Source organism: Tsuneonella dongtanensis, assembly GCF_001698205.1.
Classification (GTDB): domain Bacteria; phylum Pseudomonadota; class Alphaproteobacteria; order Sphingomonadales; family Sphingomonadaceae; genus Tsuneonella; species Tsuneonella dongtanensis.
On the sequence record NZ_CP016591.1, the window covers coordinates 2,116,446 to 2,139,869 of the forward strand.

General features: G+C 66.1%; 27 protein-coding genes. 13 read left to right on the forward strand and 14 right to left on the reverse strand.

Annotated features, from left to right (window positions below):
- Window positions 1-15: 15 nt before the first annotated feature.
- The 6 genes from leuA to miaA all read right to left on the reverse strand — a co-directional run bounded on the left by leuA (window position 16) and on the right by miaA (window position 6,651).
- A complete protein-coding gene (leuA, locus tag A6F68_RS10330) occupies window positions 16-1,695 on the reverse strand; it encodes a 2-isopropylmalate synthase (protein WP_067679525.1) in 1,680 nt (559 codons plus the stop codon).
- A gap of 186 nt (window positions 1,696-1,881) precedes the next feature.
- The gene (locus tag A6F68_RS10335; protein WP_067679528.1) at window positions 1,882-2,175 is read right to left on the reverse strand and encodes an I78 family peptidase inhibitor; all 294 of its coding nucleotides are present in this window, start codon (window positions 2,173-2,175) and stop codon (window positions 1,882-1,884) included.
- A 9-nt stretch (window positions 2,176-2,184) separates the two neighbouring features.
- Window positions 2,185-3,204, reverse strand: coding sequence for a ketol-acid reductoisomerase (gene ilvC, locus A6F68_RS10340; protein WP_067679531.1), 1,020 nt, complete (start codon window positions 3,202-3,204; stop codon window positions 2,185-2,187).
- 90 nt (window positions 3,205-3,294) lie between these two features.
- Entirely contained in the window at window positions 3,295-3,810 is a 516-nt protein-coding gene (ilvN, locus tag A6F68_RS10345) for an acetolactate synthase small subunit (RefSeq protein WP_067679534.1), read from the reverse strand.
- A 13-nt stretch (window positions 3,811-3,823) separates the two neighbouring features.
- The gene (gene ilvB / locus A6F68_RS10350; RefSeq protein WP_198152588.1) at window positions 3,824-5,587 is read right to left on the reverse strand and encodes a biosynthetic-type acetolactate synthase large subunit; all 1,764 of its coding nucleotides are present in this window, start codon (window positions 5,585-5,587) and stop codon (window positions 3,824-3,826) included.
- Between the two features lie 116 nt (window positions 5,588-5,703).
- The gene (gene miaA, locus A6F68_RS10355; protein ID WP_067679537.1) at window positions 5,704-6,651 is read right to left on the reverse strand and encodes a tRNA (adenosine(37)-N6)-dimethylallyltransferase MiaA; all 948 of its coding nucleotides are present in this window, start codon (window positions 6,649-6,651) and stop codon (window positions 5,704-5,706) included.
- Between miaA and serB the strand changes: the two genes are divergently transcribed.
- Both serB and A6F68_RS10365 read left to right on the forward strand, forming a co-directional pair.
- On the forward strand, window positions 6,644-7,528 hold the full coding sequence (gene serB / locus A6F68_RS10360; RefSeq protein WP_067679540.1) for a phosphoserine phosphatase SerB: 885 nt from the start codon (window positions 6,644-6,646) through the stop codon (window positions 7,526-7,528). The genes miaA and serB overlap by 8 nt on opposite strands.
- A 65-nt stretch (window positions 7,529-7,593) precedes the next feature.
- A complete protein-coding gene (locus tag A6F68_RS10365) occupies window positions 7,594-8,436 on the forward strand; it encodes a Coq4 family protein (protein ID WP_067679543.1) in 843 nt (280 codons plus the stop codon).
- Here A6F68_RS10365 and A6F68_RS10370 read toward each other — a convergent pair.
- From A6F68_RS10370 to A6F68_RS10395, 6 genes are read right to left on the reverse strand one after another with little or no spacing between them, the layout of a single operon-like run.
- Window positions 8,433-9,098, reverse strand: a complete 666-nt coding sequence (locus A6F68_RS10370) for a nitroreductase family protein (RefSeq protein WP_067679546.1) — start codon at window positions 9,096-9,098, stop codon at window positions 8,433-8,435. The two genes, A6F68_RS10365 and A6F68_RS10370, sit on opposite strands and share 4 nt — an antisense overlap.
- Complete coding sequence (locus A6F68_RS10375; RefSeq protein ID WP_067679549.1) at window positions 9,095-9,502, reverse strand: DUF3052 family protein; 408 nt, start codon at window positions 9,500-9,502, stop codon at window positions 9,095-9,097. Before A6F68_RS10375 ends, A6F68_RS10370 begins: the two co-directional genes overlap by 4 nt.
- A 4-nt stretch (window positions 9,503-9,506) precedes the next feature.
- Window positions 9,507-11,792 (reverse strand): phosphoribosylformylglycinamidine synthase subunit PurL, encoded by a 2,286-nt coding sequence (gene purL / locus A6F68_RS10380; protein ID WP_067679552.1) that lies wholly within the window; start codon window positions 11,790-11,792, stop codon window positions 9,507-9,509.
- A 10-nt stretch (window positions 11,793-11,802) separates the two neighbouring features.
- The gene (locus tag A6F68_RS10385) at window positions 11,803-12,483 is read right to left on the reverse strand and encodes a hypothetical protein (protein WP_067679555.1); all 681 of its coding nucleotides are present in this window, start codon (window positions 12,481-12,483) and stop codon (window positions 11,803-11,805) included.
- A 10-nt stretch (window positions 12,484-12,493) separates the two neighbouring features.
- Window positions 12,494-12,724 carry a hypothetical protein gene (locus tag A6F68_RS10390; protein WP_157096711.1) on the reverse strand — a complete coding sequence of 77 codons (231 nt, stop codon included), beginning with the start codon at window positions 12,722-12,724 and terminating at the stop codon, window positions 12,494-12,496.
- Window positions 12,721-13,119: a DUF2177 family protein gene (locus A6F68_RS10395; protein ID WP_067679561.1), complete on the reverse strand. Its 399-nt coding sequence runs from the start codon at window positions 13,117-13,119 to the stop codon at window positions 12,721-12,723. Before A6F68_RS10395 ends, A6F68_RS10390 begins: the two co-directional genes overlap by 4 nt.
- 66 nt (window positions 13,120-13,185) lie before the next feature.
- Here A6F68_RS10395 and A6F68_RS10400 point away from each other — a divergent pair, with 66 nt between their 5' ends.
- From A6F68_RS10400 to queA, 5 genes are all read left to right on the forward strand, one after another.
- Window positions 13,186-13,437 (forward strand): exodeoxyribonuclease VII small subunit, encoded by a 252-nt coding sequence (locus tag A6F68_RS10400; protein WP_157096783.1) that lies wholly within the window; start codon window positions 13,186-13,188, stop codon window positions 13,435-13,437.
- Window positions 13,430-14,344 (forward strand): polyprenyl synthetase family protein, encoded by a 915-nt coding sequence (locus tag A6F68_RS10405; protein WP_067679567.1) that lies wholly within the window; start codon window positions 13,430-13,432, stop codon window positions 14,342-14,344. Before A6F68_RS10400 ends, A6F68_RS10405 begins: the two co-directional genes overlap by 8 nt.
- Window positions 14,341-14,841: a pantetheine-phosphate adenylyltransferase gene (gene coaD / locus A6F68_RS10410; protein WP_157096712.1), complete on the forward strand. Its 501-nt coding sequence runs from the start codon at window positions 14,341-14,343 to the stop codon at window positions 14,839-14,841. The genes A6F68_RS10405 and coaD overlap by 4 nt, the downstream gene beginning before the upstream one ends.
- Before the next feature lie 70 nt (window positions 14,842-14,911).
- Window positions 14,912-15,589: a peptidylprolyl isomerase gene (locus A6F68_RS10415; protein ID WP_067679572.1), complete on the forward strand. Its 678-nt coding sequence runs from the start codon at window positions 14,912-14,914 to the stop codon at window positions 15,587-15,589.
- Between the two features lie 39 nt (window positions 15,590-15,628).
- Complete coding sequence (gene queA / locus A6F68_RS10420; protein ID WP_067679575.1) at window positions 15,629-16,657, forward strand: tRNA preQ1(34) S-adenosylmethionine ribosyltransferase-isomerase QueA; 1,029 nt, start codon at window positions 15,629-15,631, stop codon at window positions 16,655-16,657.
- Here queA and A6F68_RS10425 read toward each other — a convergent pair.
- Entirely contained in the window at window positions 16,627-17,217 is a 591-nt protein-coding gene (locus A6F68_RS10425; RefSeq protein WP_232308118.1) for a TetR/AcrR family transcriptional regulator, read from the reverse strand. The genes queA and A6F68_RS10425 overlap by 31 nt on opposite strands.
- A gap of 58 nt (window positions 17,218-17,275) precedes the next feature.
- Between A6F68_RS10425 and A6F68_RS10430 the strand changes: the two genes are divergently transcribed.
- The 6 genes from A6F68_RS10430 to A6F68_RS10455 are packed head-to-tail and all read left to right on the forward strand — an operon-like array spanning window position 17,276 to window position 23,204.
- Complete coding sequence (locus A6F68_RS10430; protein ID WP_067679578.1) at window positions 17,276-18,700, forward strand: 8'-apo-carotenoid 13,14-cleaving dioxygenase; 1,425 nt, start codon at window positions 17,276-17,278, stop codon at window positions 18,698-18,700.
- A 5-nt stretch (window positions 18,701-18,705) separates the two neighbouring features.
- Window positions 18,706-19,653: an ABC transporter ATP-binding protein gene (locus A6F68_RS10435; protein WP_067679581.1), complete on the forward strand. Its 948-nt coding sequence runs from the start codon at window positions 18,706-18,708 to the stop codon at window positions 19,651-19,653.
- Window positions 19,650-20,414, forward strand: coding sequence for an ABC transporter permease (locus A6F68_RS10440; RefSeq protein WP_067679584.1), 765 nt, complete (start codon window positions 19,650-19,652; stop codon window positions 20,412-20,414). The genes A6F68_RS10435 and A6F68_RS10440 overlap by 4 nt, the downstream gene beginning before the upstream one ends.
- Before the next feature lie 20 nt (window positions 20,415-20,434).
- The gene (locus A6F68_RS10445) at window positions 20,435-21,385 is read left to right on the forward strand and encodes a DUF481 domain-containing protein (RefSeq protein WP_067682452.1); all 951 of its coding nucleotides are present in this window, start codon (window positions 20,435-20,437) and stop codon (window positions 21,383-21,385) included.
- An 11-nt stretch (window positions 21,386-21,396) separates the two neighbouring features.
- Window positions 21,397-22,527 (forward strand): tRNA guanosine(34) transglycosylase Tgt, encoded by a 1,131-nt coding sequence (tgt, locus tag A6F68_RS10450; protein WP_067679587.1) that lies wholly within the window; start codon window positions 21,397-21,399, stop codon window positions 22,525-22,527.
- Window positions 22,524-23,204, forward strand: a complete 681-nt coding sequence (locus A6F68_RS10455) for an SDR family NAD(P)-dependent oxidoreductase (protein ID WP_067679592.1) — start codon at window positions 22,524-22,526, stop codon at window positions 23,202-23,204. The genes tgt and A6F68_RS10455 overlap by 4 nt, the downstream gene beginning before the upstream one ends.
- A 17-nt stretch (window positions 23,205-23,221) precedes the next feature.
- On the opposite strand, the gene A6F68_RS15210 is transcribed toward A6F68_RS10455, so the two are convergent.
- On the reverse strand, window positions 23,222-23,389 hold the full coding sequence (locus A6F68_RS15210) for a hypothetical protein (RefSeq protein ID WP_198152590.1): 168 nt from the start codon (window positions 23,387-23,389) through the stop codon (window positions 23,222-23,224).
- Window positions 23,390-23,424: the final 35 nt, after the last annotated feature.

Below are 23,424 nucleotides of genomic sequence, written 5' to 3' on the forward strand. Positions count from 1 at the left end.
CCACCCCAATTCCCGTCATTCCGCTACCGCCGAATTCGCCGCGCTGAGGATCGCCCGAACGCTTGCGGTGGCGACGTCTTCGTCGATCCCGCAGCCCCAAACCGTACCGTTCCCGGCAACCGCGCACTGAACGTAGGCCGCGGCGCGGGCATCGGAGCCGGTGGAGAGGGCGTGCTCGGAGTAATCGAGCACCTCGAGTTCGATGCCGAAGGCCTCCTTCAGCGTCGCGACGACCGAGGAGATCAGACCGTTCCCGCGACCGCTGACGGACTGCGCCTTGCCTGCCACCTCGATCGTGCCGGCGAACACCCGCGTACCGTCGGCGGCGCGGCTTTCCTCGTAATCGACGAGCTGGAGATGCTTGCCCACCGTCTGGACGTGGTAGGTTTCGCGGAACGCGCGCCAGATGTCGGCGGCGTTGAGTTCGCGGCCGAGGTCGTCGGCCATGCGCTGCACGGCCTTCGAGAAGTCCGCCTGCATCGCCTTGGGCAGCTTGAGGCCCTGGTCTTGCTCGAGAACCCATGCAAAGCCGCCTTTACCGCTCTGGGAATTAACGCGAATGACCGCTTCGTAACTGCGGCCGAGATCGGCCGGGTCGATCGGCAGGTAAGGCACACGCCAGCGCTCGTCGTTCTGGCGCTCGTGCGCTTCGAAACCCTTCTTGATCGCGTCCTGGTGGCTGCCCGAGAACGCGGTGAACACGAGTTCGCCGCCATAGGGATGGCGCTGGTGGACGGGGATCTGGTTGCAATACTCGACGGTTTCGATGATCCGGTCGATGTCCGAGAAATCCAGCCCCGGATCAATGCCTTGCGTGTACATATTGAGAGCGACCGTCACCAGGCAGCAGTTGCCGGTGCGCTCGCCGTTGCCGAACAGACAACCCTCGACGCGGTCTGCGCCCGCCATCAGGCCCAGCTCTGCGGCTGCTACCCCGGTGCCGCGGTCGTTATGGGTGTGGAGCGAGATGACCGCGCTTTCGCGGTTCGGCAGGTTGCGGCAGAAATACTCGATCTGGTCGGCATAGACGTTGGGCGTCGCCGCCTCGACGGTAGCCGGAAGGTTGAGAATCAGCGGCCTTTCAGGCGTCGGATTCAGCACTTTCATCACCGCCTCGCAGACCTCGATGCTGAAATCGAGTTCGGCGGTGGAAAAGGTCTCGGGACTGTACTGGAAGTGCCACTCGGTGCCCGGACGCTTCGCGGCCTCGTCGCGCAACACCTTGGCACCGGCGACCGCGATCTCGCGCACTTCATCCTTGGACATCCGGAAGACGATGTCGCGCCACGCCGGGCTGACTGCGTTGTAGAGATGGACGATCGCCGCACGCGCGCCGTCGAGGCTGGCGAAGCTGGTGCGGATCAGGTCTTCGCGGCTTTGCGTCAGCACCTGGACCGTCACGTCGTCGGGAATGCGCCCCGACTGCACGAGGCCCGAGATGAAGTCGAACTCGGTCGCGCCCGCGCTGGGAAAGCCGACCTCGATCTCCTTCACGCCGATCTCGACCAGGAGGTCGAAGAACCGGTTCTTCTTCACCGCGTCCATCGGATCGACGATCGCCTGATTGCCATCGCGCAGGTCGGTCGAGAGCCAGCGGGGCGGGGTGGTTATCGTCCGGCTCGGCCACTGGCGGTCGGGCAAGGGGACTTGCGGAAAGGCGCTGTATTTTCGCGACGGTTCGCGGAGCATGGTCATCGGAGAAACTCGTGAGGCTGGTTGCTGCTGATCGGGTGTCCGTTCCCTTGGGCGCGGCGCGCGCCCGTCAGGCAGCGCAGCCGGTCACGCCCAAGGGCGGATAAGTCGAAGCAGGGTAAGCGCCTTGATGCTCATGCGGGGTGCAATGCGGCAAAATGCCGCAGCGCGCAAATGTTTCAGATGCAATCAACCGCAGCTGGCTGAGCGGATGACGTCGGTGTTCTTGTCGAGCTTCACGTTGAGCCGGTCGGGGCGGTAGTCCATCGTCATCGCGCTGTCGGGATAGAGCCAACGGATCGTCTCGGCCCCGGTCGCCTTGGCAATGTCGGCCCGATACTGCGGCGTGGCGACGTGCCCGATCCACGGATTGACCCGCTCGGCGAAGCAGGAGCCTTCGCCCGCCGGCACCTCTGCCGGGACAGTGGCACAGGCGCCGAGAGCGAAGGGCGCGGCAAGCAAGGCGAGGGCAATCGGACGCATCGGGACCTCCTAGTTGACCGCCTTGTCTACCAGCTTGTTCTTGCCGATCCACGGCATCATCGCGCGCAGCTTGCTGCCGACCTGCTCGATCGGGTGGGCCGCGGCGGCCTTGCGGCTCGCCTTGAGCTCGGGCTGGCCCGCGCGGTTGTCGAGCACGAACTTCTGAACGAATCGGCCCGATTGGATGTCGGCGAGCACGCGCTTCATCTCGGCCTTGGTCTCGTCGGTGATGATGCGCGGGCCGGTGGTGATGTCGCCGTATTCGGCGGTGTTGCTGATCGAATAGCGCATGTTGGCGATGCCGCCTTCGTAGAGCAGGTCGACGATCAGCTTGGTTTCGTGGAGGCACTCGAAATAGGCCATTTCCGGCGCGTAGCCGGCCTCGACCAGCGTCTCGAACCCGGCCTGGATCAGGTGGGTGATCCCGCCGCACAGCACGGCCTGCTCGCCGAAGAGGTCGGTCTCGCACTCTTCCTTGAAGTTGGTCTCGATGATTCCCGAGCGCCCCCCGCCGACGCCGCTGGCATAGGCGAGCGCGACGTCGTGTGCGTTGCCGGTCGCGTCCTGGTGGACCGCGATCAGGCACGGAACGCCGCCGCCCTTCTGGTATTCGCTGCGGACAGTGTGACCCGGGCCCTTGGGCGCGATCATGATCACGTCGATGTCGGCGGGCGGCTCGATCAGGCCGAAGTGCACGTTGAGCCCGTGCGCGAAGGCGAGCGCGGCACCGGGCTTCATGTTGCCCTTGAGGTCGTTCTCCCAGATCGCCGCCTGGTGTTCGTCCGGGGCAAGGATCATGAGAACGTCGGCCCACTTGGCCGCTTCGCTGTTCGAAAGCACCTTGAATCCGGCGCCTTCCGCCTTCTTCGCGGTGGCCGAGCCTTCGCGCAGGGCGATGGCGACGTCCTTCACGCCGCTGTCGCGCAGGTTCTGGGCGTGGGCATGGCCCTGGCTGCCATAGCCGACGATGGCGATCTTCTTGCCCGTCAGCAGGTTCAGGTCGGCGTCGGCGTCGTAGTAGACTTTCACGTTAGGTCCCCATCCATTCGGTTGCGGGTGTCGTTAGCGCCCCTGCCTCGAAGGAAAAGGGCAATTGGTTTGGGTCGGGTGAAGCTGGCCTTAGGCCCCTTCGGCCCCGCGCATCATTCCGACGATGCCGGTTCGCCCGACCTCGACGAGGCCGAGCTCGCGCATCAGCCCGACGAAGCTGTCGATCTTTTCCGGTGCGCCGGTGATCTCGAAGATGAAGCTCTCGGTGGTGGTATCGACGGGCTTGGCGCGGAAGATATCGGCGAGGCGGAGCGCCTCGACGCGCTTCTCGCCGGTGCCCGCGACCTTGACCAGCGCCAGCTCGCGCTCGACGTGCGGGCCCGCTTCGGTCAGGTCGACGACCTTGTGGACCGGGACCAGTCGCTCAAGCTGCGCATGGATCTGGTCGATCACCGCGGGCGGCCCGTTGGTGACGATGGTGATACGGCTGACGGCATGGTCGGTGCTGATGTCCGCCACCGTCAGGCTGTCGATATTGTAGCCGCGCGCGGTGAAGAGCCCGGCGATCTTGGCGAGGATGCCCGCCTCGTTGTCGACGGTGATCGCGAGCACGTGGCGCTCGGCGGCTTGCGCTGTAATTTTCATCAGACCGGCGCCCCTAAACCAGAGCCTTGGCTTCGTCGTCGAGCGTGCCCTCGACCCGGTCGCCGTAGAGCAGCATGTCGGTGTGCGCCGCGCCGCTCGGGATCATCGGGAAACAGTTCGCCTCCTTCGACACGCGGCAGTCGACGATCACCGGGCCGTCGTGGTCGATCATCGCCTGAATGCCGGCATCGAGCCCCGCTTCGTCTTCGATGCGGATGCCCTTCCAGCCATAGGCTTCGGCGAGCTTCACGAAATCGGGCAGGCTGTCGCTGTACGAGTTCGAATAGCGGCTTTCATAGGTCAGCTCCTGCCACTGGCGGACCATGCCCATGTATTCGTTGTTGAGGATGAAGATCTTGACCGGCAGCCGATACTGGCTCGCGGTGCCGAGTTCCTGGATGTTCATCTGGATCGAAGCTTCGCCGGCGATGTCGATGACGAGGCTGTCCGGATTGCCGAGCTGCGCGCCGATCGCGGCGGGCAGGCCATAGCCCATCGTGCCGAGGCCGCCGCTGGTCAGCCACTTGTTCGGCCCGAAGAAGCCGAAGTACTGCGCCGCCCACATCTGGTGCTGGCCGACCTCCGTGGTGATGATCGGGTCGCGATCACGGGTGAGGGCGAACAGCCGCTCGACCGCGAGCTGCGGCATGATCTCGGTCCGGCTTTCGGGATATGCGAGGCTCTCGCGGGCGCGCCATCCCGCAATCCGTGCCTTCCATTCGCCGAGGTCCTGACCCTTGCGATTGCCCCATGCGGCAACGATCTGTTCGAGCACCGCGGCGCAATCGCCGACGATGCCGATGTCGACGGGCACGATCTTGTTGATGCTCGCGCGGTCGATGTCGATGTGGATCTTCTTCGAGTCCGGGCTGAAGGCGTCGAGCCGTCCGGTCACGCGATCGTCGAAGCGCGCGCCGATGTTCACCATCAGGTCGCACTTGTTCATCGCCATGTTGGCTTCGTAAGTGCCGTGCATCCCCAGCATGCCGAGCCAGTCGGGATGGTCCGCCGGAAACGTGCCGAGGCCCATGAGCGTGCTGGTGACCGGGGCGCCGGTCAGGTCCTGCAGCTTGCGCAGCAAATCGGTCGCGCGCGGACCCGAATTGATGATCCCGCCGCCGGTGTAGAAGACGGGGCGCTCTGCCGCGGCGATCATTTCGACCGCATCCAGGATGTCGTCGAGCGGGCCGGTCGAGGGCGGCACGTAGCGCGACGAGGGCAGGGGCGCAGTATCCTGCGCGTCCATCGTGGCCAGCGCGACCTGGACGTCCTTGGGAATGTCGATCAGCACCGGGCCCGGCCGACCCGAAGTGGCGATGCAGAACGCCTCGTCGATCGTCGCCTGCAGCTTGGCTGGGTCCTTCACGAGGTAATTGTGCTTGGTGCAATGGCGCGTGATGCCGATCGTGTCGGCTTCCTGGAATGCGTCGGTGCCGATCAGCGGCGTCGCGACCTGACCGGTCAGGATGACCATCGGGATCGAATCCATGAAGGCGTCGGCGATGCCGGTGACAGCGTTCGTCGCCCCGGGCCCACTGGTGACAAGGACCACGCCGGGCTTGCCGGTCGATCGGGCATAGCCCTCCGCTGCATGGGCCGCGCCCGCTTCGTGGCGCACGAGAATGTGACGGATGCGCTGGTCGCTGAACATTTCGTCGTAGATCGGCAGGACGGCGCCGCCGGGGTAGCCGAACACGAATTCGACACCTTGCCGCACCAGGCATTCGATCAGGATCTTTGCGCCGCTGAGCTCGGCCACTGGCTTCATTCCTTCCATCGCCGCCGGATAGCCCCGGCCCCAGATAAAAGCGACCCGGCGCGGGGACTGCGCGCCGGGTCGTTTCTCTCTCGCGAGAAAGCCCAACTATGCGACACGAAATGTCGTGTCAACCCTCAAGCGAAGAATAAAGTTTCAACATCTTCGGTCTGGGCGATATTTTCTGCATCGAAGCGGCGCCAGTCGCCGGACAGCTGGTGTCGGAACCATGTGGCCTGGCGCTTCGCATACTGCCGCGTGGACAGCTGGCCCGCCGCGATCGCCGTTGCCTTGTCGATCTCTTGGCGTAGCCACGCACCGATCTCGCGCACGCCGATGGCGCGCATGACGGGGAGCGACGGGTCGAGCCCGCGAGTCAGCAGCGCGGCGACCTCTTCGCAAGCGCCGCCGTCGGCCATGGCCGCGAAACGCCGGTCGCAGCGCTCGCCCAGCCACGTGCGGTCGGCCTCGAGCACGAGCGGCATCAGGTCGACCGCATCCCCGATTCCGCCTTCCTTGCGGGCCTGCCAGTAAGCGAGCGACTGTCCCGACGATCGCACGACCTCGAGGGCGCGCGCCACGCGCGTGGTGTCCCCGGGATTGAGGGCCGCGGCCCGCTCGGGGTCTTCGCTGCGCAGCGCGGCATAGGCCTCGGCGACAGGCATGGCGCGGACAGCCTCGCGCACTTCAGGATCGATCGGGGGAACCGGAGCGATTCCTTCAAGGAGCGTGCGAATGTAGAGCCCGGTCCCGCCGACGAGGATCGGCAGGGCTCCGGCCGCATGTGCCGCCTCTACCTCGGCCCGCGCGGCCGCTGCCCAGTCCGCCGCCGAGCAGGCGACCGCTCCGTCCCATGTCCCGAAGAGTCGGTGCGGCACGCCGCGCATCTCCCCTTCGCTCGGGCGCGCGCTCAGCACCCGCAGGTCCGCATAGACCTGCGCGCTGTCGGCATTGATGACGACTGCGTTTCCGTGCGCCAGTGCGAGCCGAACGGCGAGATCGCTCTTGCCGCTCGCGGTCGGCCCTGCGATGAGCGCGACCGGAGGCCGATCGCCACCATTCTTCGGAGAATACGCAGTGCTCATCGCGCGGCTGATAGCAGACCCGCAGAACCTGGAAACACGGCTCGACGCCGCGAGCGCGGCGCTCGAGGCCGAAGGCATGCCCGTCGCCGCGGCGGTGATGCTCGATTTCTGCGGCGACGTGCTGCAGATCATGCTCCCCGAAGGCGACCCGGCAACGCTGCGCCGCGTCCTCGACGCGCATTTCGCGCCTTCCGACCTTCTGGTGTCCGCGCAGGAGATCGAGGTCCCGAAGTTGTTCGTCTCCGACATGGATTCGACCATGATCGGGCAGGAATGCATCGACGAGCTGGCCGATTTCGCCGGCCTCAAGGAGCACGTGGCGGCGATCACCGAGCGCGCGATGCAGGGCGAGCTCGACTTCGCTAGCGCGCTGGTTGAGCGCGTCGGGCTGCTCGCCGGGCTGCCCGAGGAGACGATCGCCACCTGCCTTTCCGAACGGATCCGGCCGATGGAAGGCGCCCGCACACTCGTGGCGACCCTCAAGGCCAAGGGGTGCCACACGGTGCTGGTGACCGGCGGCTTCCACCATTTCGCCGATCCCGTCGCGGAGCAGCTTGGCTTCGACCAGGTCGTGGGGAACCGGCTGGCTGTATCGGACGGGGCGCTCACCGGTGGCCTCGTCGGCGCGATAACCGACAGCTCGGTGAAGCGGCAAGTCCTCCTCGACGAGGCCGCCCGGCTGGGCGAAAGCGCGACGAGTCTCGCGACCGGCGACGGGGCGAACGACATTCCCATGATCGAGGCTGCCACCTGGGGCTTGGCTTATCGTGCCAAGCCGAAGGCGCGATCCGCGGCAGACGGATGGATCGACCGCGGCGACCTGACTTCGATCCTGTCGCTGTTCGGCATTCCGCGCGACGAATGGGTGGCGGCCTGAGAGGTCTTTCCAGTTGCGAAACGCAACGCTATGTTGACACTTCTGTCAGTAGAGTTCGCCGCACCATGACCGCTCCCCAGACCTTTCCGCACGCCGATCCGAACCTTGCCTGTGCCGCAGACGGCACGGTGTTTCGCGACCCCTCGCGCCCGCAACCGCGCCGCAACGTTCGCAAGGCGCTGCGCAAGTTCGGCGAGCTGATCAAGGACAAGGAAAACACCGCGCTGGTGTTCGAGATCTACGAGGCGCTGCCTTCGAAGCACTTCCTGCCGCGTGCGCGGGCGCTGACCCTCAGCGAGAACGGCGCGCGCTTGCGGACCGAAGAGCCGGCGCTGGCACCAATTCTCGACGACCACGACGCGCTCCGAAAGCTGCCCGCCGGATCGGTCGCGCACGCCTATTGCGACTTCATGGAGCGCGAGGGCCTGTCGGCTGCCGGCCTGGTCGCGGAATCGGAAAAGACGGGTCGGCCGAAGTACGACGACCTCGTCCAGTGGTACGGCTTCCGCCAGCGCGACACGCACGACCTGATGCATGTCCTCACCGGCTATGGCCGCGATGCGCTGGGCGAACAGTGCGTGCTGTTGTTTACGCACGGCCAGAGTCCGGCGCCGGGTCACCTGCTGCTCGGCTATGCCGGCGCGTTCAACATCACCAAGCAGGTCAAGTCGAACGCCCCGGTGTTCAAGGCGGTGCGCGAGGCACATCGACTCGGCAAGGCGTGTCCTCCGCTCGTCGCGATGTCGATCCGCGAACTGCTCGCGATGGACCTCGCCGATGCGCGTCAGAAGCTGCGGATCACCCCGGCTTACTGGTACAAGCAGTGCCACGAGATCTGGCGGAGCGAGGGGATCGACCCCTACGACCTGCTCGGCAAGGCGATGCCGGAGAAGAAGCTGGCGGCCTAGAGCCAGCTCGCGATCTGCTCCAGCGGCTTCTTGATGAGGGCGTGTTCGGTGACGGTCGCGTCGGGGGCGGGGTGGCCGACGACGACGATCATCAGCGGCTTTTCGTGCGGCGGCCGGCCGCAGATTTCGCGCAGGAATCCCATCGGGCTCGGCGTGTGGGTGAGGGTGGCCAGCCCCGCCTCGTGGAGCGTCGCAAGAAGCATCCCGCAAGCGATGCCGACGCTCTCGGTGACGTAGTAGTTGTTGGTCTTGCCGTCTTCCTCGATTCCGCCCTTCCGCTGGGCGAAGCAGACGATCAGCCACGGCGCGGTCTCGAGGAACGGCTTGTCGGCATCGGTGCCCAGCGGGGCGAGGGCGTCAAGCCATTCGTCGCTCGCACGTCCGGCATAGAACTCGCGCTCTTCCGCCTCGGCCGCCTCGCGGATCGCGCGCTTGGCCTCGAGCGACGAAATCGCCGTGAAATGCCAGGGCTGGTGGTTCGCTCCCGACGGCGCGGTTCCGGCGGCGCGGATTGCGTATTCGATCACTTCGCGCGGGACAGGCGTGTCGGCGAAGGCGCGGCAGGTGCGGCGGGTGGCGAGGCGTTCGAAGGCGGCCTTTGCGCGGGCGGTGCGTTCTTCGTCGGAGACGTCGGGGAGCCGCGGGAAGGGTACTTCGCTCACCGCAGCTCCTTGCGGATCACGAGCTTGAGGCCGGACCAGACCTCGTCGACGGCGCAGACCTTCGTGTCGACGAAGCCCAGCGGCAGCGCGACCTCGCGGATTGTATCCTCAGTGATGTCGGTCGCGACGTTCGATGCCTTCTTTGGCCAGCTGACCCAGACCTGCCCGTCGGGTGCGACCTGATTGCGCAGCGCGGTGAGCTGCGCTTCCAAGTCCGCACGATCGGTGACGAACAGGTGGCCTGCGTCGATGCCCTCGGCGGGGTCGGCAACGAAGGTCAGCTCGAGTGCGTATTCGCCGATCTCGTCGGCCACGCTCTCGGGCATCGCGCTGAACCACACCCTCTGCCCGTCGCGCAGGCTCAGCTTCTTGGCGAGCGGGGTGCCGGAATAGCCGCTCGCCATGACGTCAGCCTTCCATCCAGTCGCGGAAGAAGCTGTCGCTCGCTTCGCGCAAGGCGGTCAATTCCACCGAGAACGCGAACTGCGGCGCGTCGTCGTCGGTCAGGCGGAGGGCGGTGCCTCCGGTGCGACCGACCATGACAAACGGAATGCCCTGCGCTTCCGCCTCTTCCAGAAGGGCATCGCCATCCGCCCCGGCCAGCGCGACGAGATACCGGCCCTGGTCTTCGCCGAACAGTTGCGCCGTGGCGCTGGCGACATCCTTGTCGAGCCAGTCGTGCTCGGCAGGCTTCTGGATGAACGATGCGCCAAGGATCTCGGCTCCGACACCTCCGGCAAGCGCCATTTCGGCGAGCGCGACGAGCGGTCCGCCGTCGGATACGTCGTGGACCGAACTCACCCAGCCATTCTTGATCGCGCTGCGGATCAGTCGTCCCGTGGCGCGCTCGAGCTTGAGCTCGACCTCGGGAGCGTCGCCGCTCTCGTGACCGCGGATGTTGCGCACGTAGAGCGACTGGCCGAGGTGTCCGCACCGCGGGCCGATGAGCCAGATGTCGTGGCCTTCGCCCTTGAACCCGATCGTCGCCATCTTGGCATAATCGTCGATCAGCCCCACACCGCCGATCGCGGGGGTGGGAAGGATCGCGCTGCCGCCGCCGGTGGCCTTGCTCTCGTTATAGAGGCTCACGTTGCCGCTCACGATCGGGAAGTCCAATGCGCGGCAGGCATCGCCCATGCCTTCGAGGCAGCCGGTGAGCTGCGCCATGATCTCGGGCCGCTGGGGGTTGGCGAAGTTGAGGCAGTTGGTCACCGCCAGCGGCTTCGCGCCGACCGCGCAGAGGTTGCGGTAGGCTTCGGCGATCGCCTGCTTGCCGCCTTCATAGGGGTCGGCGTAGCAATAGCGCGGAGTACAATCGGTGGTCATCGCCAGCGCCTTGCGAGTGCCGTGAACGCGCACCACCGCCGCGTCGCCACCCGACAACTGGAGCGTGTCGGCGCCGACCTGGCTGTCGTACTGCTCCCAGATCCACCGACGGCTGGCGAGGTCGGGGCTGGCCATCAGCTTCAAGAGGTCCGCGCCGATATCGGTGCTCTCGGGCACTTCACCCAGCGGCTTGACCTGCGCCCAGGCCTTGTAATCCTCGCGGCTCATCGCGGGCCGGTCGTAGAGCGGCGCGTCGGCGGCGAGGGGGCCGAGCGGGATGTCGGCGACGACCTCACCCTGCCATTCGAGCACCATGTGGCCGGTATCGGTGACTTCGCCGATCACCGCGAAGTCGAGTTCCCATTTCTTGAAGATCGCCTCGGCCATGGCTTCCTTGCCGGGCTTCAGCACCATGAGCATCCGCTCCTGGCTCTCGCTCAGCATCATCTCGTAAGGCGTCATCCCCTCTTCGCGGCAGGGGACGTTGTCCATCACAAGGCGAATGCCCGCCTTGCCGTTGGTGGCCATCTCCACCGACGAGGAGGTGAGGCCCGCGGCGCCCATGTCCTGGATCGCGACGATGGCGTCGGTGGCCATCAGTTCGAGGCACGCCTCGATGAGCAGCTTTTCGGTGAAAGGGTCGCCGACCTGCACCGTTGGGCGCTTGGCCTCCGCATCCTCGGCGAAGTCCGCACTCGCCATCGTGGCGCCGTGGATGCCGTCGCGCCCGGTCTTGCTTCCCACATAGACGATCGGATTGCCCACACCGGTCGCCGCCGAATAGAAGATCTTGTCCGCATCGGCGACACCTACCGTCATCGCGTTGACGAGGATGTTGCCATCGTAGGCCGGGTGGAAATTGGTCTCGCCGCCCACCGTCGGTACGCCGACGCAGTTGGCGTAGCCGCCGATGCCGGCGACCACGCCCTTGACCAGGTGCTTCATCTTCGGGTGGTCGGGCCGCCCGAAGCGCAGCGCGTTCATGTTGGCGACCGGCCGCGCGCCCATCGTGAACACGTCGCGGAGGATACCGCCCACGCCCGTGGCGGCCCCCTGGTAGGGCTCGATGTAGCTCGGGTGGTTGTGGCTCTCCATCTTGAAGATCGCGGCCTGCCCGTCGCCGATATCGATCACGCCCGCGTTCTCGCCCGGCCCGCAGATCACCCAAGGGGCCTCGGTCGGCAGCTTCTTGAGGTGCAGGCGGCTCGACTTGTAGGAGCAGTGCTCCGACCACATGACCGAGAAGATGCCGAGTTCGACGAGGTTGGGCTCGCGGTTGAGCCGCCTGACGATCGTGCCGTATTCCTCGGGGCTGAGGCCGTGCTGTTCAACGACCTCGGGGGTGATTTCGGACTGGATGGTGGCCATGCGCGCGCGCTTAGCGGGCGAAGCTGGCCACCGCCAGTCCCACCTGCCGCTTATGCCACCGCGTCCTGCCCACCCAGAAGGCGAGCGCGGTCACGACCGAAAACGCGAACAGCGCGGTCAGGGGAAGCGCGATCGAGTACTCCGTCGGCTGCGGCGCGAACCAGCTGATCGCCTGGAACACGAGCATCACTGCAAGCAGGATCAACGGCGGACCGACCGGGCCTTTCGTGGCGCGCATGTACCAGGCGAATGCCCCGATGGTGATTCCCAGTTCGAGCGGAATCTCGATCAGGGGCTGGTTCCAGAGGCCCAGGCCGAGCTTCTCGCTCCCACCGGCCAGCGTGAGGTCGGGCCGGTGCACCAGCAGGTCGAGGAACCAGTGGCTGGCGACGACCAGCCCCGCGACGGCCGCGGCCACCGCGCTCCGCAGGCTCCACCCGACGACGAGTGCGAACAGCGCAGCGAATACCGCCGTGCCGAGCAGGCTGTGGGTATAGGGCATGTGATGGAGGTCCATCGGGTTCATCACCGTGATCCCGGGAACGATTCGCGCGTCCTCCAACCCCACCATGAAGAACACCATGAACGCCCAGTCCACGAGCTGCGCGGCGACGAACAGCGTGCCGAGACGCGGGCTTTCGGATGAGACGGCGCCGGCCGCGAAAGCCGGTGCCCAGTGACCGATGAACATGCGCGCTACCTCACCCGCGTCCGCTGACGACCCACGCGGCGATGCCCGCCAGCGCGACCGCCACGATCAATACCGCGTCCCCGAATCCCATGCCGGGCGTGAGCCGTTCGTATACGAAGGATGGCTGGCCGTGCCCGACCCGGTCCATGTCGTAGAGAGCGAGAGCGATTGCCGTCGCACTCGCCACCGCGATCATCACGCCCACCGTGACAGCGATCCGTCCGACAAACGGCATCGTCAACCGAACTTCACCGCCGCCCAGCATCCCACCGATGCGGCCACGGCGGTGGCGAAAGCACCCCATGCGATATCGATCAGCGTGATATGGGCCGGCCAGACTTTCATCGTCGCCTGGTTGGTGAGATCGTAGGTCGCGTAGCAGATCGCCCCCAAGAGCGCGCCGTTGAGCGCCGCGACCGCAACTCCGCCATGCGCGTGTCCGGTGCGGACCGCGAACCAGACCACCGCCCCGATGTAGAGGAGATAGAACGCGATTGCCGGGGCGGGGCGGAAGCTTTCCGCCAGCAGGTCTCCCAGTGCCGGTCTGTACAGGTTCGGCCCGGCCCAGCGCAGCCAGAGCGCGTCGAGCACGCCGAAGCTCACTCCCGTGGCAATATAGGCGATAACCCACTGCATCGTCCGCTTCCTCCCGTTTGCGCTGCAGCTTGACCGTGGCCTGCGTCGCGGTCAATGCAGCGAATGATGGAAGAGGGCGCCGAACAGATCGCATCGATGACTTTCGAGGACGCCCTGCGCGCCCTCGAAGACGTAGTCCGCCGGCTCGAGAGCGGTGAAGTGCCGCTCGACCAGTCTATAACCCTTTACGAACGCGGAGAGGCGCTGCGGCGGCATTGCCAGGCCCGACTCGACGCGGCGCAGGCGCGGATCGAGAAGATCGTCGCCGGTCCCGATGGGAGCCCGAGCCATGCGGTGCCATTCGATGCCGATGGCTGACGTGGGCATCGTCGCGGGCGACATCCTGGGGGATGCCCTTGCGCGCATCCAGCGCGAGGTCGATGCCGCATTCGACCAGTTTCTGCCAGTGCCCGACGATACCCGTGCGCCGCTGCTCGAGGCGATGCGCTATGCCGCGATCGGCGGCGGCAAGCGCGTCCGCCCGCTCCTGACCGTAGCCACGGCGGAAATGTACGGCGTCAATCGCGATGCCGCGGTGCGCACTGGATGCGCGGTCGAGGCCATCCACGTCTATTCGCTGGTCCATGACGACCTGCCGTGCATGGACGACGACGACCTTCGGCATGGCAAGCCGACGCTGCACAAGGCCTTCGACGAGGCGACCGCGGTCCTCGCCGGCGATTCGCTGCATGCACTGGCATTCGAAATTCTCTCCATGCCCGAAACCAGCGGCGATCCGTTCGTGCGCGCCGAGCTTGTCGCCGCGCTGGCCGGGGCGAGCGGGTGGGGTGGGATGGCGGGCGGCCAGATGATGGACATCGCGGCCGAAGGCGGCGCGGTCCACGACCTGCACACGATCACGCGTCTCCAGCAGCTTAAGACCGGTGCGCTTCTCGCGGCGTCGGTGGAAATGGGCGCGATCCTGGGGCGCGTCCCCGATGAAGGGCGCGGCCACCTGCGGGCCTATGCCCGCGACATCGGACTTGCGTTCCAGATCGCCGACGACCTCCTCGATGCGGAAGGCGACGAGGAGCTCGCCGGCAAGGCGCTGCGCAAGGACGAGGTGGCCGGCAAGGCGACCTTCGTCAGCCTCATGGGTGCCGAGGCTGCGCGCACGCAGGCCCGCGCGCTCGTCGACCAGGCGATCGGCCATCTCGCCTCGCATGGCAGCGAGGCGGAACTGCTGCGTGCCCTCGCTCGCTTCATAGTCGAAAGGGACCGCTGATGGCGCGGCGCATCGGTATCTACCCCGGCACGTTCGACCCGATCACGCTCGGCCACATGGACATCATCGAGCGCGGAGCGAAGCTGGTCGACAAGCTGATCATCGGCGTCACCACCAACATGGCGAAGTCTCCCATGTTCTCCGACGACGAGCGTATCGAGATCGTGAGGCGCGAAGTCGCCCCGCTCGGCGGGGATATCGAGGTCATCGGCTTCAATTCGCTGCTGATGGACTTCGCCTCGGCGCAAGGGGCCGCGGTCATCATCCGCGGTATCCGCGGGGTGACCGACTTCGAATACGAGTACCAGCTCACCGGCATGAACCGGCAGCTCAACGACCGGATAGAGACGATCTTCCTGATGGCCGACGTTGCCTTGCAACCCATCGCGAGCCGGCTCGTGAAGGAAATCGCGATGTATGGCGGCGACATCTCCAAGTTCGTCACGCCGGCGGTCCGCGACGATGTGGAAGGTCGGGTTCGTTCAATCCGCGCCTAACCATTCATTGTATCGACAGACCGCGGCCGCTAGAGGCGCGCTCGAACCGACCAGGAAATCCGGGACGCATATGCTCAAGCTCAATCGACTGATTGCCACCGGCGCACTGGCCGCCTTCGCGCTCGCGAACGCGCCCGCGCTGGCCCAGGATGCCCCTGCGCCCCAGGCGCCGCGCACCTATGCGCCGATCGACTACGACATCGCCAACGATCCCGAGAACATCCTCTTGCTCGACCTGTCGAACGGCAAGCGGGTCGCCATCCGGCTCATGCCGGACTGGGCGCCCAACCATGTCGAGCGGATCAAGACCCTGACGCGCTCGGGATTCTACGACGGCGTCGTCTTCCATCGCGTGATCGAGGGTTTCATGGCCCAGACCGGCGATCCGACCGGCACGGGCCGCGGCGGATCCGAGCTTCCCGACGTTGCCGCCGAGTTCAATCCGATGCCGCATTTGCGCGGCACGGTCTCGATGGCGCGCGCGCAAAGCGACGATTCGGCGAACAGCCAGTTCTTCATCGTGTTCTACCCGCGCTTCAGCCTCGACCGGAAGTACACCAACCTCGGGCGGGTTATCTCCGGCATGGACGCGGTCGATGCGATCAACCGCGGAGAGCCGCCGGCGCAGCCCACGGTCGTCGTCCAGGCGTCGATCGCTGCCGACGGCAAGCCGCAGAAGTTCGCCCCGGCCGCAGCTGCCGAGGCCGAGATCACCGCGGATATGCTGAGCGCGCCGATCGGCAGCTGAGCCTCCCGCTGGGCCTCAACCTCTGCTAGCGGGCCCGCGATGCGGGTGGACCTTTTCGATTTCGAACTGCCGAACGAGCTGATCGCGCTGCGCCCGGCGGTGCCGCGCGATGCGGCGCGGATGCTCGTGCTGCGCGGCCCGCACGAAACGATCGACGGCGGTGTGCGCGATCTGCCGGACCTGCTCGCGCCGGGCGACGTCCTGGTGTTCAACGATACGCGTGTCATACCGGCCCAGCTCGAAGGCAGGCGCGGGGACGCGCGCATCGGCGCGACCCTGCACAAGCGGATCGACCTGCGGCGCTGGCAGGCCTTCGTCCGCAACGGCAAGCGGCTGCGCGAGGGCGATGCGATCGACTTTGGGGGTAGCGTCTCTGCAACGGCGCAAAAGCGCTTCCCCGACGGTTCGTGGGTTCTGGCATTTGCGGGCGACGAGCCCGTGGAAGTGCTGCTGGAACACGCCGGAAGAATGCCGCTTCCGCCCTACATCGCCGGAAAGCGCCCAACCGACGAACGCGACAGGGCCGATTACCAGACGATGTTCGCGGACAAGGACGGAGCGGTCGCGGCACCGACCGCCGCGCTCCATTTCACACCGGAGCTTATGGAGGATCTGGCGACCCGGGGGATCCTCACCGAAACCCTGACACTCCACGTCGGTGCGGGCACCTTCCTGCCGGTCAAGGCCGAGGACACCGAAGATCACGCGATGCATGCCGAATGGGGCCGGATCGACGCTGAAACCGCAGATCGGCTCAACGCGGTGCGTGCCCATGGTGGAAGGGTCATCGCGGTGGGCACCACGTCGCTACGCCTCCTCGAAAGCGCTGCCGAGGAAGACCGGATTATCCGACCGTTCGAAGGCGATACCTCGATCTTCATCACGCCGGGCTATCGGTTCCGCGCGATCGACGGGCTGATGACCAACTTCCACCTTCCGAAATCGACGCTGTTCATGCTCGTTTCGGCGCTCATGGGGCGCGAGCGGATGCAGGCAGCCTATGCCCATGCGATCGCCGAGCGGTATCGCTTCTACAGCTACGGGGATTCTTCGCTCTTGCTGCCCTGAACGGGGAACAGGCTGCGCGTGTCGAGCAGGCGATCGATCAGCGCGTCGTCGGCGGGAAGGCGGTTGTCGAGCATCAGCATGGAGATACCGTGGGCGATCGCCCATGCCTGGGTCGCAAGGCGCTCGGCGGCCGCACCTTTTCCTGCAAGCGACTGGGTCGCTTCCTCGAGAATCTCGCGCGCCGGATCGCTTTCACGCTCCCGCCAGCGTCCCGGCTCGCCGTGTGTAAAGATCAGACGGAAAAGGGCAGGGTGGGCCAGGGCGAAGCGGACATAGGCGCGACCCGTCTCGGCAAACCCGGCCGCACCGCCGCCGGCCGCCTCGTAGGCCTTGCGCTGCGCGGTGCCGAGTATCCGCAGTCCTTCACCACCCAGTTCGGCTAGCAGGGCGTCCTTGTTGGGAAAGTGGCGATAGACGGCCGCAGGCGAGACGCCGACGATGCGGGCTAGCTCGCGGAGCGACACATCGACACCCTCGTTTCCTTCGAGCGCAGCCATCCCCGCCTCGATCAGCGCCGTACGAAGCGATCCGTGATGATAGGTGGAATCCGATGTTGACACTGTTTACTTGACCGCTATGTTGACGCTGTTCACTTTGGACTAGCGACAGGATTCGGCCATGGCAAGCGTACTCGAGAAGACCATCCGCGGGGCAGTGACTGCCGGCATCGGCACGGTGGCGGGCCTCAGCCGCAAGCGCCTCTCGGACGACAGCGCCTTCATGCGCGGCATCCACACGCCGATGGCCGAGGAATTGACCATCGCGGACCTCGAGATCACCGGCGCTATCCCGCCGCAACTCGACGGGCGCTACGTCCGCATCGGGCCCAATCCGCATTTTGCCGGGGGGAAGGGGCACCACTGGTTCGTGGGCGACGGAATGGTGCACGGCGTCAAACTGCGCGGCGGCAAGGCCGAATGGTACCGCAATCGCTACATCCGGTCGCGCGCGCTCGAACAGACGAGCGGCCTCGCCGCCGCCCCCGGGCCGCGCCGGGGGATGAGCGACACGGTCAACACCAACGTGATCGGGTTTGGCGGCCAGACCCTGGCAATGGTCGAAGCGGGCTCATATCCCGCGATCCTCTCAGAGGAGCTGGAGACCGTCTCATTCAGCGACTTCGGCGGCGGTCTTGCCGGCTCGTTCACCGCGCACCCGCACGAGGATCCGCTCACCGGCGAGTTTCACGCGATCTGCTACGACGCGGCAAACCCGTCGCGGATCACCCACGTGGCGCTCGACAAGCACGGCAAGGTCTTGCGCGAGCTACCGATCCCGGTCGAACATGGTCCTTCGATCCACGACTGCACGATCACGCAAAACTACGTCGTGATCTTCGATCTTCCGGTGACCTTCTCGATGAAGGCGCTGCTGGCAGGCCACAAATTCCCGTACCGCTGGAACCGCGACCACACCGCGCGCGTCGGACTGCTGCGCCGCGACGGCGACGCGAGCGACGTGACTTGGCACGAAGTCGACCCGTGCTATGTCTTCCACGTCGCCAACAGCTACGAGGACGAGGCGGGCCGGGTCGTGATCGACTGCTGCGCCTACGAAACGATGTTCGATGGCGACATGGAAGGCCCGTTCGGCAGGCCGCTCGGGCTGGAGCGCTGGACGGTCGATCCCACGGGTGGCCGGGTCGAGCGCACGTCGATCGATCCGACGCCGCAGGAGTTTCCGCGGCCCGACGAGCGCTTCTTCGCGCAGCCGTATCGCTATGCCTGGGTCGTCGGCTTGCCCGACGCCGGCAGCGAGGAATTCTTCGCCGCCGCCCCGCTGATCCGTCACGACCTTTCAACCGGCGCGCGGACGACCCGCAGTTTCGGCGAGAACGCCGTGCCGGGCGAGTTCGTGTTCGTGCCGCGCAATGCCGATGCGCCCGAAGGGGATGGCTGGCTGATCGGCTACGTGATCGATCGCGCGAGCCAGACGACGGACCTCGCGATCCTCGACGCGGAAACGATGGAGGATGTCGCCCGAGTGCACATTCCCCACGTCGTACCTCCGGGCTTCCACGGCAACTGGATCGCCGCTAGCTGACACGGGTGAGCGAAGCCGAACCGATTCTCCGCATCGAAGGACTGACCAAGGTCTACCCCGGCGGGCTCAAGGCTCTCGACGGGGTCGACCTCGAAATCCGCAAGGGCGAGATTTTCGCGCTGCTCGGTCCTAACGGCGCCGGTAAGACCACCCTTATCGGTGCGGTCTGCGGCATCGTGCGGGTGACCAGCGGTTCGATCCACGCCTTCGGGCTCGACATGGCGCACGATTGGCGCGCGGCCCGGCGGCGCATCGGCCTCGTGCCGCAAGAACTCGGCTTCGACATGTTCGAGACGGTCGAGCGCGGCGTACGGTACTCGCGCGGCCTCTTTGGATTGCCGCCCGATGAGGGCCGGATCGAGGAAGTCCTCCGCTCGCTGAGCCTGTGGGACAAGCGCAAGGAGCAGATCCGCGCGCTGTCCGGCGGGATGAAGCGCCGCGTGCTGATCGCCAAGGCGCTCAGCCACGATCCCGAACTCCTGTTTCTCGATGAGCCCACCGCGGGCGTCGACGTCGAACTGCGCCGCGATATGTGGCGCCAGATCGACCGGCTGCGCGAGGCGGGTGTCACCGTGATCCTCACCACGCATTACATCGAGGAGGCCGAGGAAATGGCCGACCGCGTCGGCGTGATCGACAAGGGACGCCTCCTCCTGGTCGACGACAAGGACGCGATCATGGCGCGGATGGGGCGAACCGAAGCGCGCTTCCGGCTGGCGGAACCGCTTGCTGAAGTACCCGATTCGCTGTGCGCCTACCCGCTGCACCTCGAAGACGACGGACGGACGCTCGCCTATCGCGGCGGCGACGGGTCGGGGAAGGGCAAGGCGGAGATCGCCGCGATCGCGCAGGCACTGGCCAAATCGGACGTGGTCTTCACCGCGCTCGACCAGAAGGAGAGCTCGCTCGAGGACATTTTCGTCGGTCTGGTCGAAGATGGAGCGGGCGCATGATCGGGTGGCGCTCGACCTATGCGATCTACCGCAACGAGCTGGCGCGGTTCATGCGCACCGTCTTCGGCTCGCTCGTTTCTCCGGTCCTGACGACGAGCCTCTATTTCATCGTCTTCGGCGCGGCGATCGGCGGCCGGATGAGCGATGTCGGCGGGGTCGACTACGGCGCATTCATCGTGCCGGGCCTGCTGATGCTCACGCTGCTCAGCGAAAGCACGAGCAACGCCAGCTTCGGCATCTACATGCCGCGCTTCACGGGCGCGATCTACGAGCTGCTGTCCGCACCTGTTGGCGTGGCCGAGACGCTGCTGGGCTTCGTGGGTGCGGCAGCGACCAAAAGCCTGATACTCGCCAGCGTGATCCTGCTGACCGCGACGCTGTTCGTCGACTACTCGATCGCGCACCCGGTCTGGGCCTTTCTTTTCATCATCCTCGTCTCGGCAAGTTTCTCCCTGCTCGGCTTCATCCTCGGCATCTGGGCCGAGGGGTTCGAGAAGCTGCAGATGGTGCCGCTGCTGATTTTGACCCCGCTGACGTTCTTGGGCGGCACGTTCTACTCGATCGACATGCTGGCCGAACCGTGGCGAACCGTCGCCCTGTTCAACCCGATCGTCTATCTCGTGAACGGCCTGCGCTGGACGTTTTATGGTCAAGCGGACGTGAGCATCGGGATTTCGCTTGGGCTGACGCTCGCATTCCTTGGCGTATGCATCGGCGTTATTGCCTGGATTTTCCGGAGCGGGTGGCGGCTTCGCAGTTGAACCGCTATCGGGCTGGCGCGATGCGCCTGCTCCTCCCCCTTGTCGCTGCTGCACCGCTGGCGGGCATGTCCGTGCCGGCCACCGCCGCAATCCCGGATCCGGTCCGAGCCATGATCGACGCCGCCATCGAGACTGGCGATCCTAAAGCCGTCGCGACCGTGATCGACCTGGCAAAGAAGACAAATCCGAACGAAGTCGACGCGATCGAGGAGATCCACGCCGGATTCCGTCGACAGCGCGCCGAAATGGCCAAGGCCAAGAAGGCCGACGAGCTTGCAGCGATCCGCAGCGCCGGTCTTTTCGAGCGCTGGAAGGGGAAAGGGGAAATCGGCGGTTCGCGTGCGACCGGCAATTCGGACACGCTGGGCCTGACCGGCGCCATCTCGCTCAATCGCAAGGGCATCGACTGGTCGCACCGGCTCTCGGCGCGCGCCGACTTCCAGCGCGTCGCCGGGCGGACCCGGCGGGAGAAGTTCTTCGCCGACTATGAACCGCGGTACGATTTGCGCGAGGATCTGTTCGCCTTCGGGCTCGCACAATACGAGCGCGACCGGCTGCAGGGCACCGCGGCGCGCTATGCGCTCTCCGGCGGGATTGGTTACAAGGTCGTCGATACCGACACGATGGACCTCTCGATCAAGGCGGGGCCCGCGCTCCGGCTGACGCGGACGACCGACGGTGTATCGGACACGCGCATAGCCGGACTGTTCGGTCTCGACTTCGACTGGCAGGTGCTAGAACGGCTCAAGTTCACCCAGGACCTCAACGCCGTCGCCGAGACCGGAGGGGCCGCGCTGCTCGTGATCGACTCGCAATCGACAACGCTGCGCCTTGTTTCCGGGATCGAGGCCAAGGTCACTGAGCGGCTGAGCACGCGCCTGTCCTACGCGCTCGACTACGACAGCAATCCGCTGCCCGGGAAGACCACGACCGACACCGTTACGCGCTTCTCGTTCGTCTACGGATTCTAGGCCTCGGACACGTGACGCGCTTCGAATTCGAGATTCATGCCACCGACGGCAAGGCCCGCACCGGGACGATCCGGATGCGGCGCGGCGAGATCCGCACGCCGGCGTTCATGCCCGTCGGCACGGCGGCGACGGTAAAGGCGATGAAGCCCGAGAGCGTCCGCGCGACCGGGGCCGATATCCTGCTCGGGAATACCTATCACCTGATGCTGCGCCCGGGTGCCGAGCGCGTCGCGCGGCTTGGCGGGCTTCACCGGTTCATGAACTGGGACCGACCCATCCTGACCGATAGCGGCGGATACCAGGTGATGAGTCTGGCGGCCCTGCGCAAGCTGACCGAGGAAGGCGTGTCCTTCCAGAGCCATATCGACGGGTCGCGGCACATGCTGACGCCGGAACGGTCGATGGAGATCCAGCGCCTGCTCGGCAGCGACATCGTCATGGCGTTCGACGAATGCCCGCGCGCGGATCGACCGCTCGCCGAAATCGAAGCGAGCATGGAGCTGTCGATGCGCTGGGCCCGGCGAAGCCGCGATGCTTTCGACGCCGGGGGCGAGCACGCCGAGCGGAGCGCGCTCTTAGGCATCCAGCAGGGCGCGCTGGACGAACGCCTGCGCGCCCGCTCGGCCGAAGCGCTGCAGCAAATCGGCTTCGACGGTTATGCCATCGGCGGCCTCGCGGTGGGGGAAGGGCAGGAGGCTATGTTCGCCACGCTCGATTTCGCGCCCGGACAACTGCCCGAAGATCGCCCGCGTTACCTGATGGGTGTCGGCAAGCCTGACGATCTCGTGGGCGCGGTTCTGCGCGGGGTGGACATGTTCGACTGTGTTCTGCCGACACGATCGGGCCGCAACGGTCAGGCGTTTACCTGGAATGGGCCGCTCAACATGCGCAACGCCCGCCATGCCGAAGACACCGGGCCGATCGACCATGATTGCTTCTGCCAGGTGTGCAAGGCGTATAGCCGCGCCTACCTCCACCACCTCCACAAGGCTGGTGAGATGCTGGGCGCCATGCTGCTGACCGAGCACAATCTCTCGTTCTACCAGGCCCTGATGGCCGGCATGAGATCGTCCATTGCATCGGGCACGATGGATCGCTTCGCCGCCGCGTTCATCGATCGGTATCGAAGACCGCCGGGATGACCTGGCAGCGCGCGGTCGTCATCGGCGCTTCGGGCGGGATCGGCGGCGCCCTTTGCGCAGAGCTTTCCGCTCGTGGGACTGCCAACGTCCCGCTTTCGCGTCCGCAGGTCGACCTCACGGACGAAGCGTCCATCGCCCGTGCCGCCGCCGAGGCGGTCAAGGGCGGCCCGGTTGACCTGGTCATCGTCGCAAGCGGCATTCTCGCCCCTGTCGGACGAGGGCCGGAAAAGGCCCTGCGCGATCTCGATCCGGCTGCAATGGCAGAGGTATTGGCGACGAACGCGACCGGGCCGCTGATCGTGGCCAAGCACTTCGTCCCCCTGCTGCCCCGCAAGGGCCGCTCGGCCTTCGTGGCGCTGGGCGCGCGGGTCGGAAGTATCGGGGACAATCGGCTTGGCGGCTGGTATTCGTATCGCGCTTCGAAGGCCGCGCTGGTCATGGGCATCCGCACGCTCGCGATCGAGGTTGCACGCTCGCGTCCGGAAGCGATCTGCGTAGCACTACATCCCGGCACCGTGGTCACGAGGCTCAGCGCCGATTTCCACTCCGGTGTGCCCGAGGGCACCTTGCTTGCTCCCGAACAGAGCGCTGTCCGACTGCTCGACACTCTTGAGCGATTGGGTCCGGACGACAGCGGATCGCACATCGCCTGGGACGGCAAGGCGATCCTCCCCTGACGATCAGTTCCTGACGATCAGCTGAAGTCGAGTTCTTCGAGTCGGGTTTCAGGATACGCCACGAAACGGCCCGTAAGACGGTCAAGGAAACCCGCGCCAATGCGGCATGCGTGTGCCTGGGCCTGACGCACGTCGACATACCATTTTCCGACGCGCTTGGGAGTGACAAAACGGTACTTGGTCATCGCTACGCAGAAATGCGGCGTGTGATTTGCGGTTC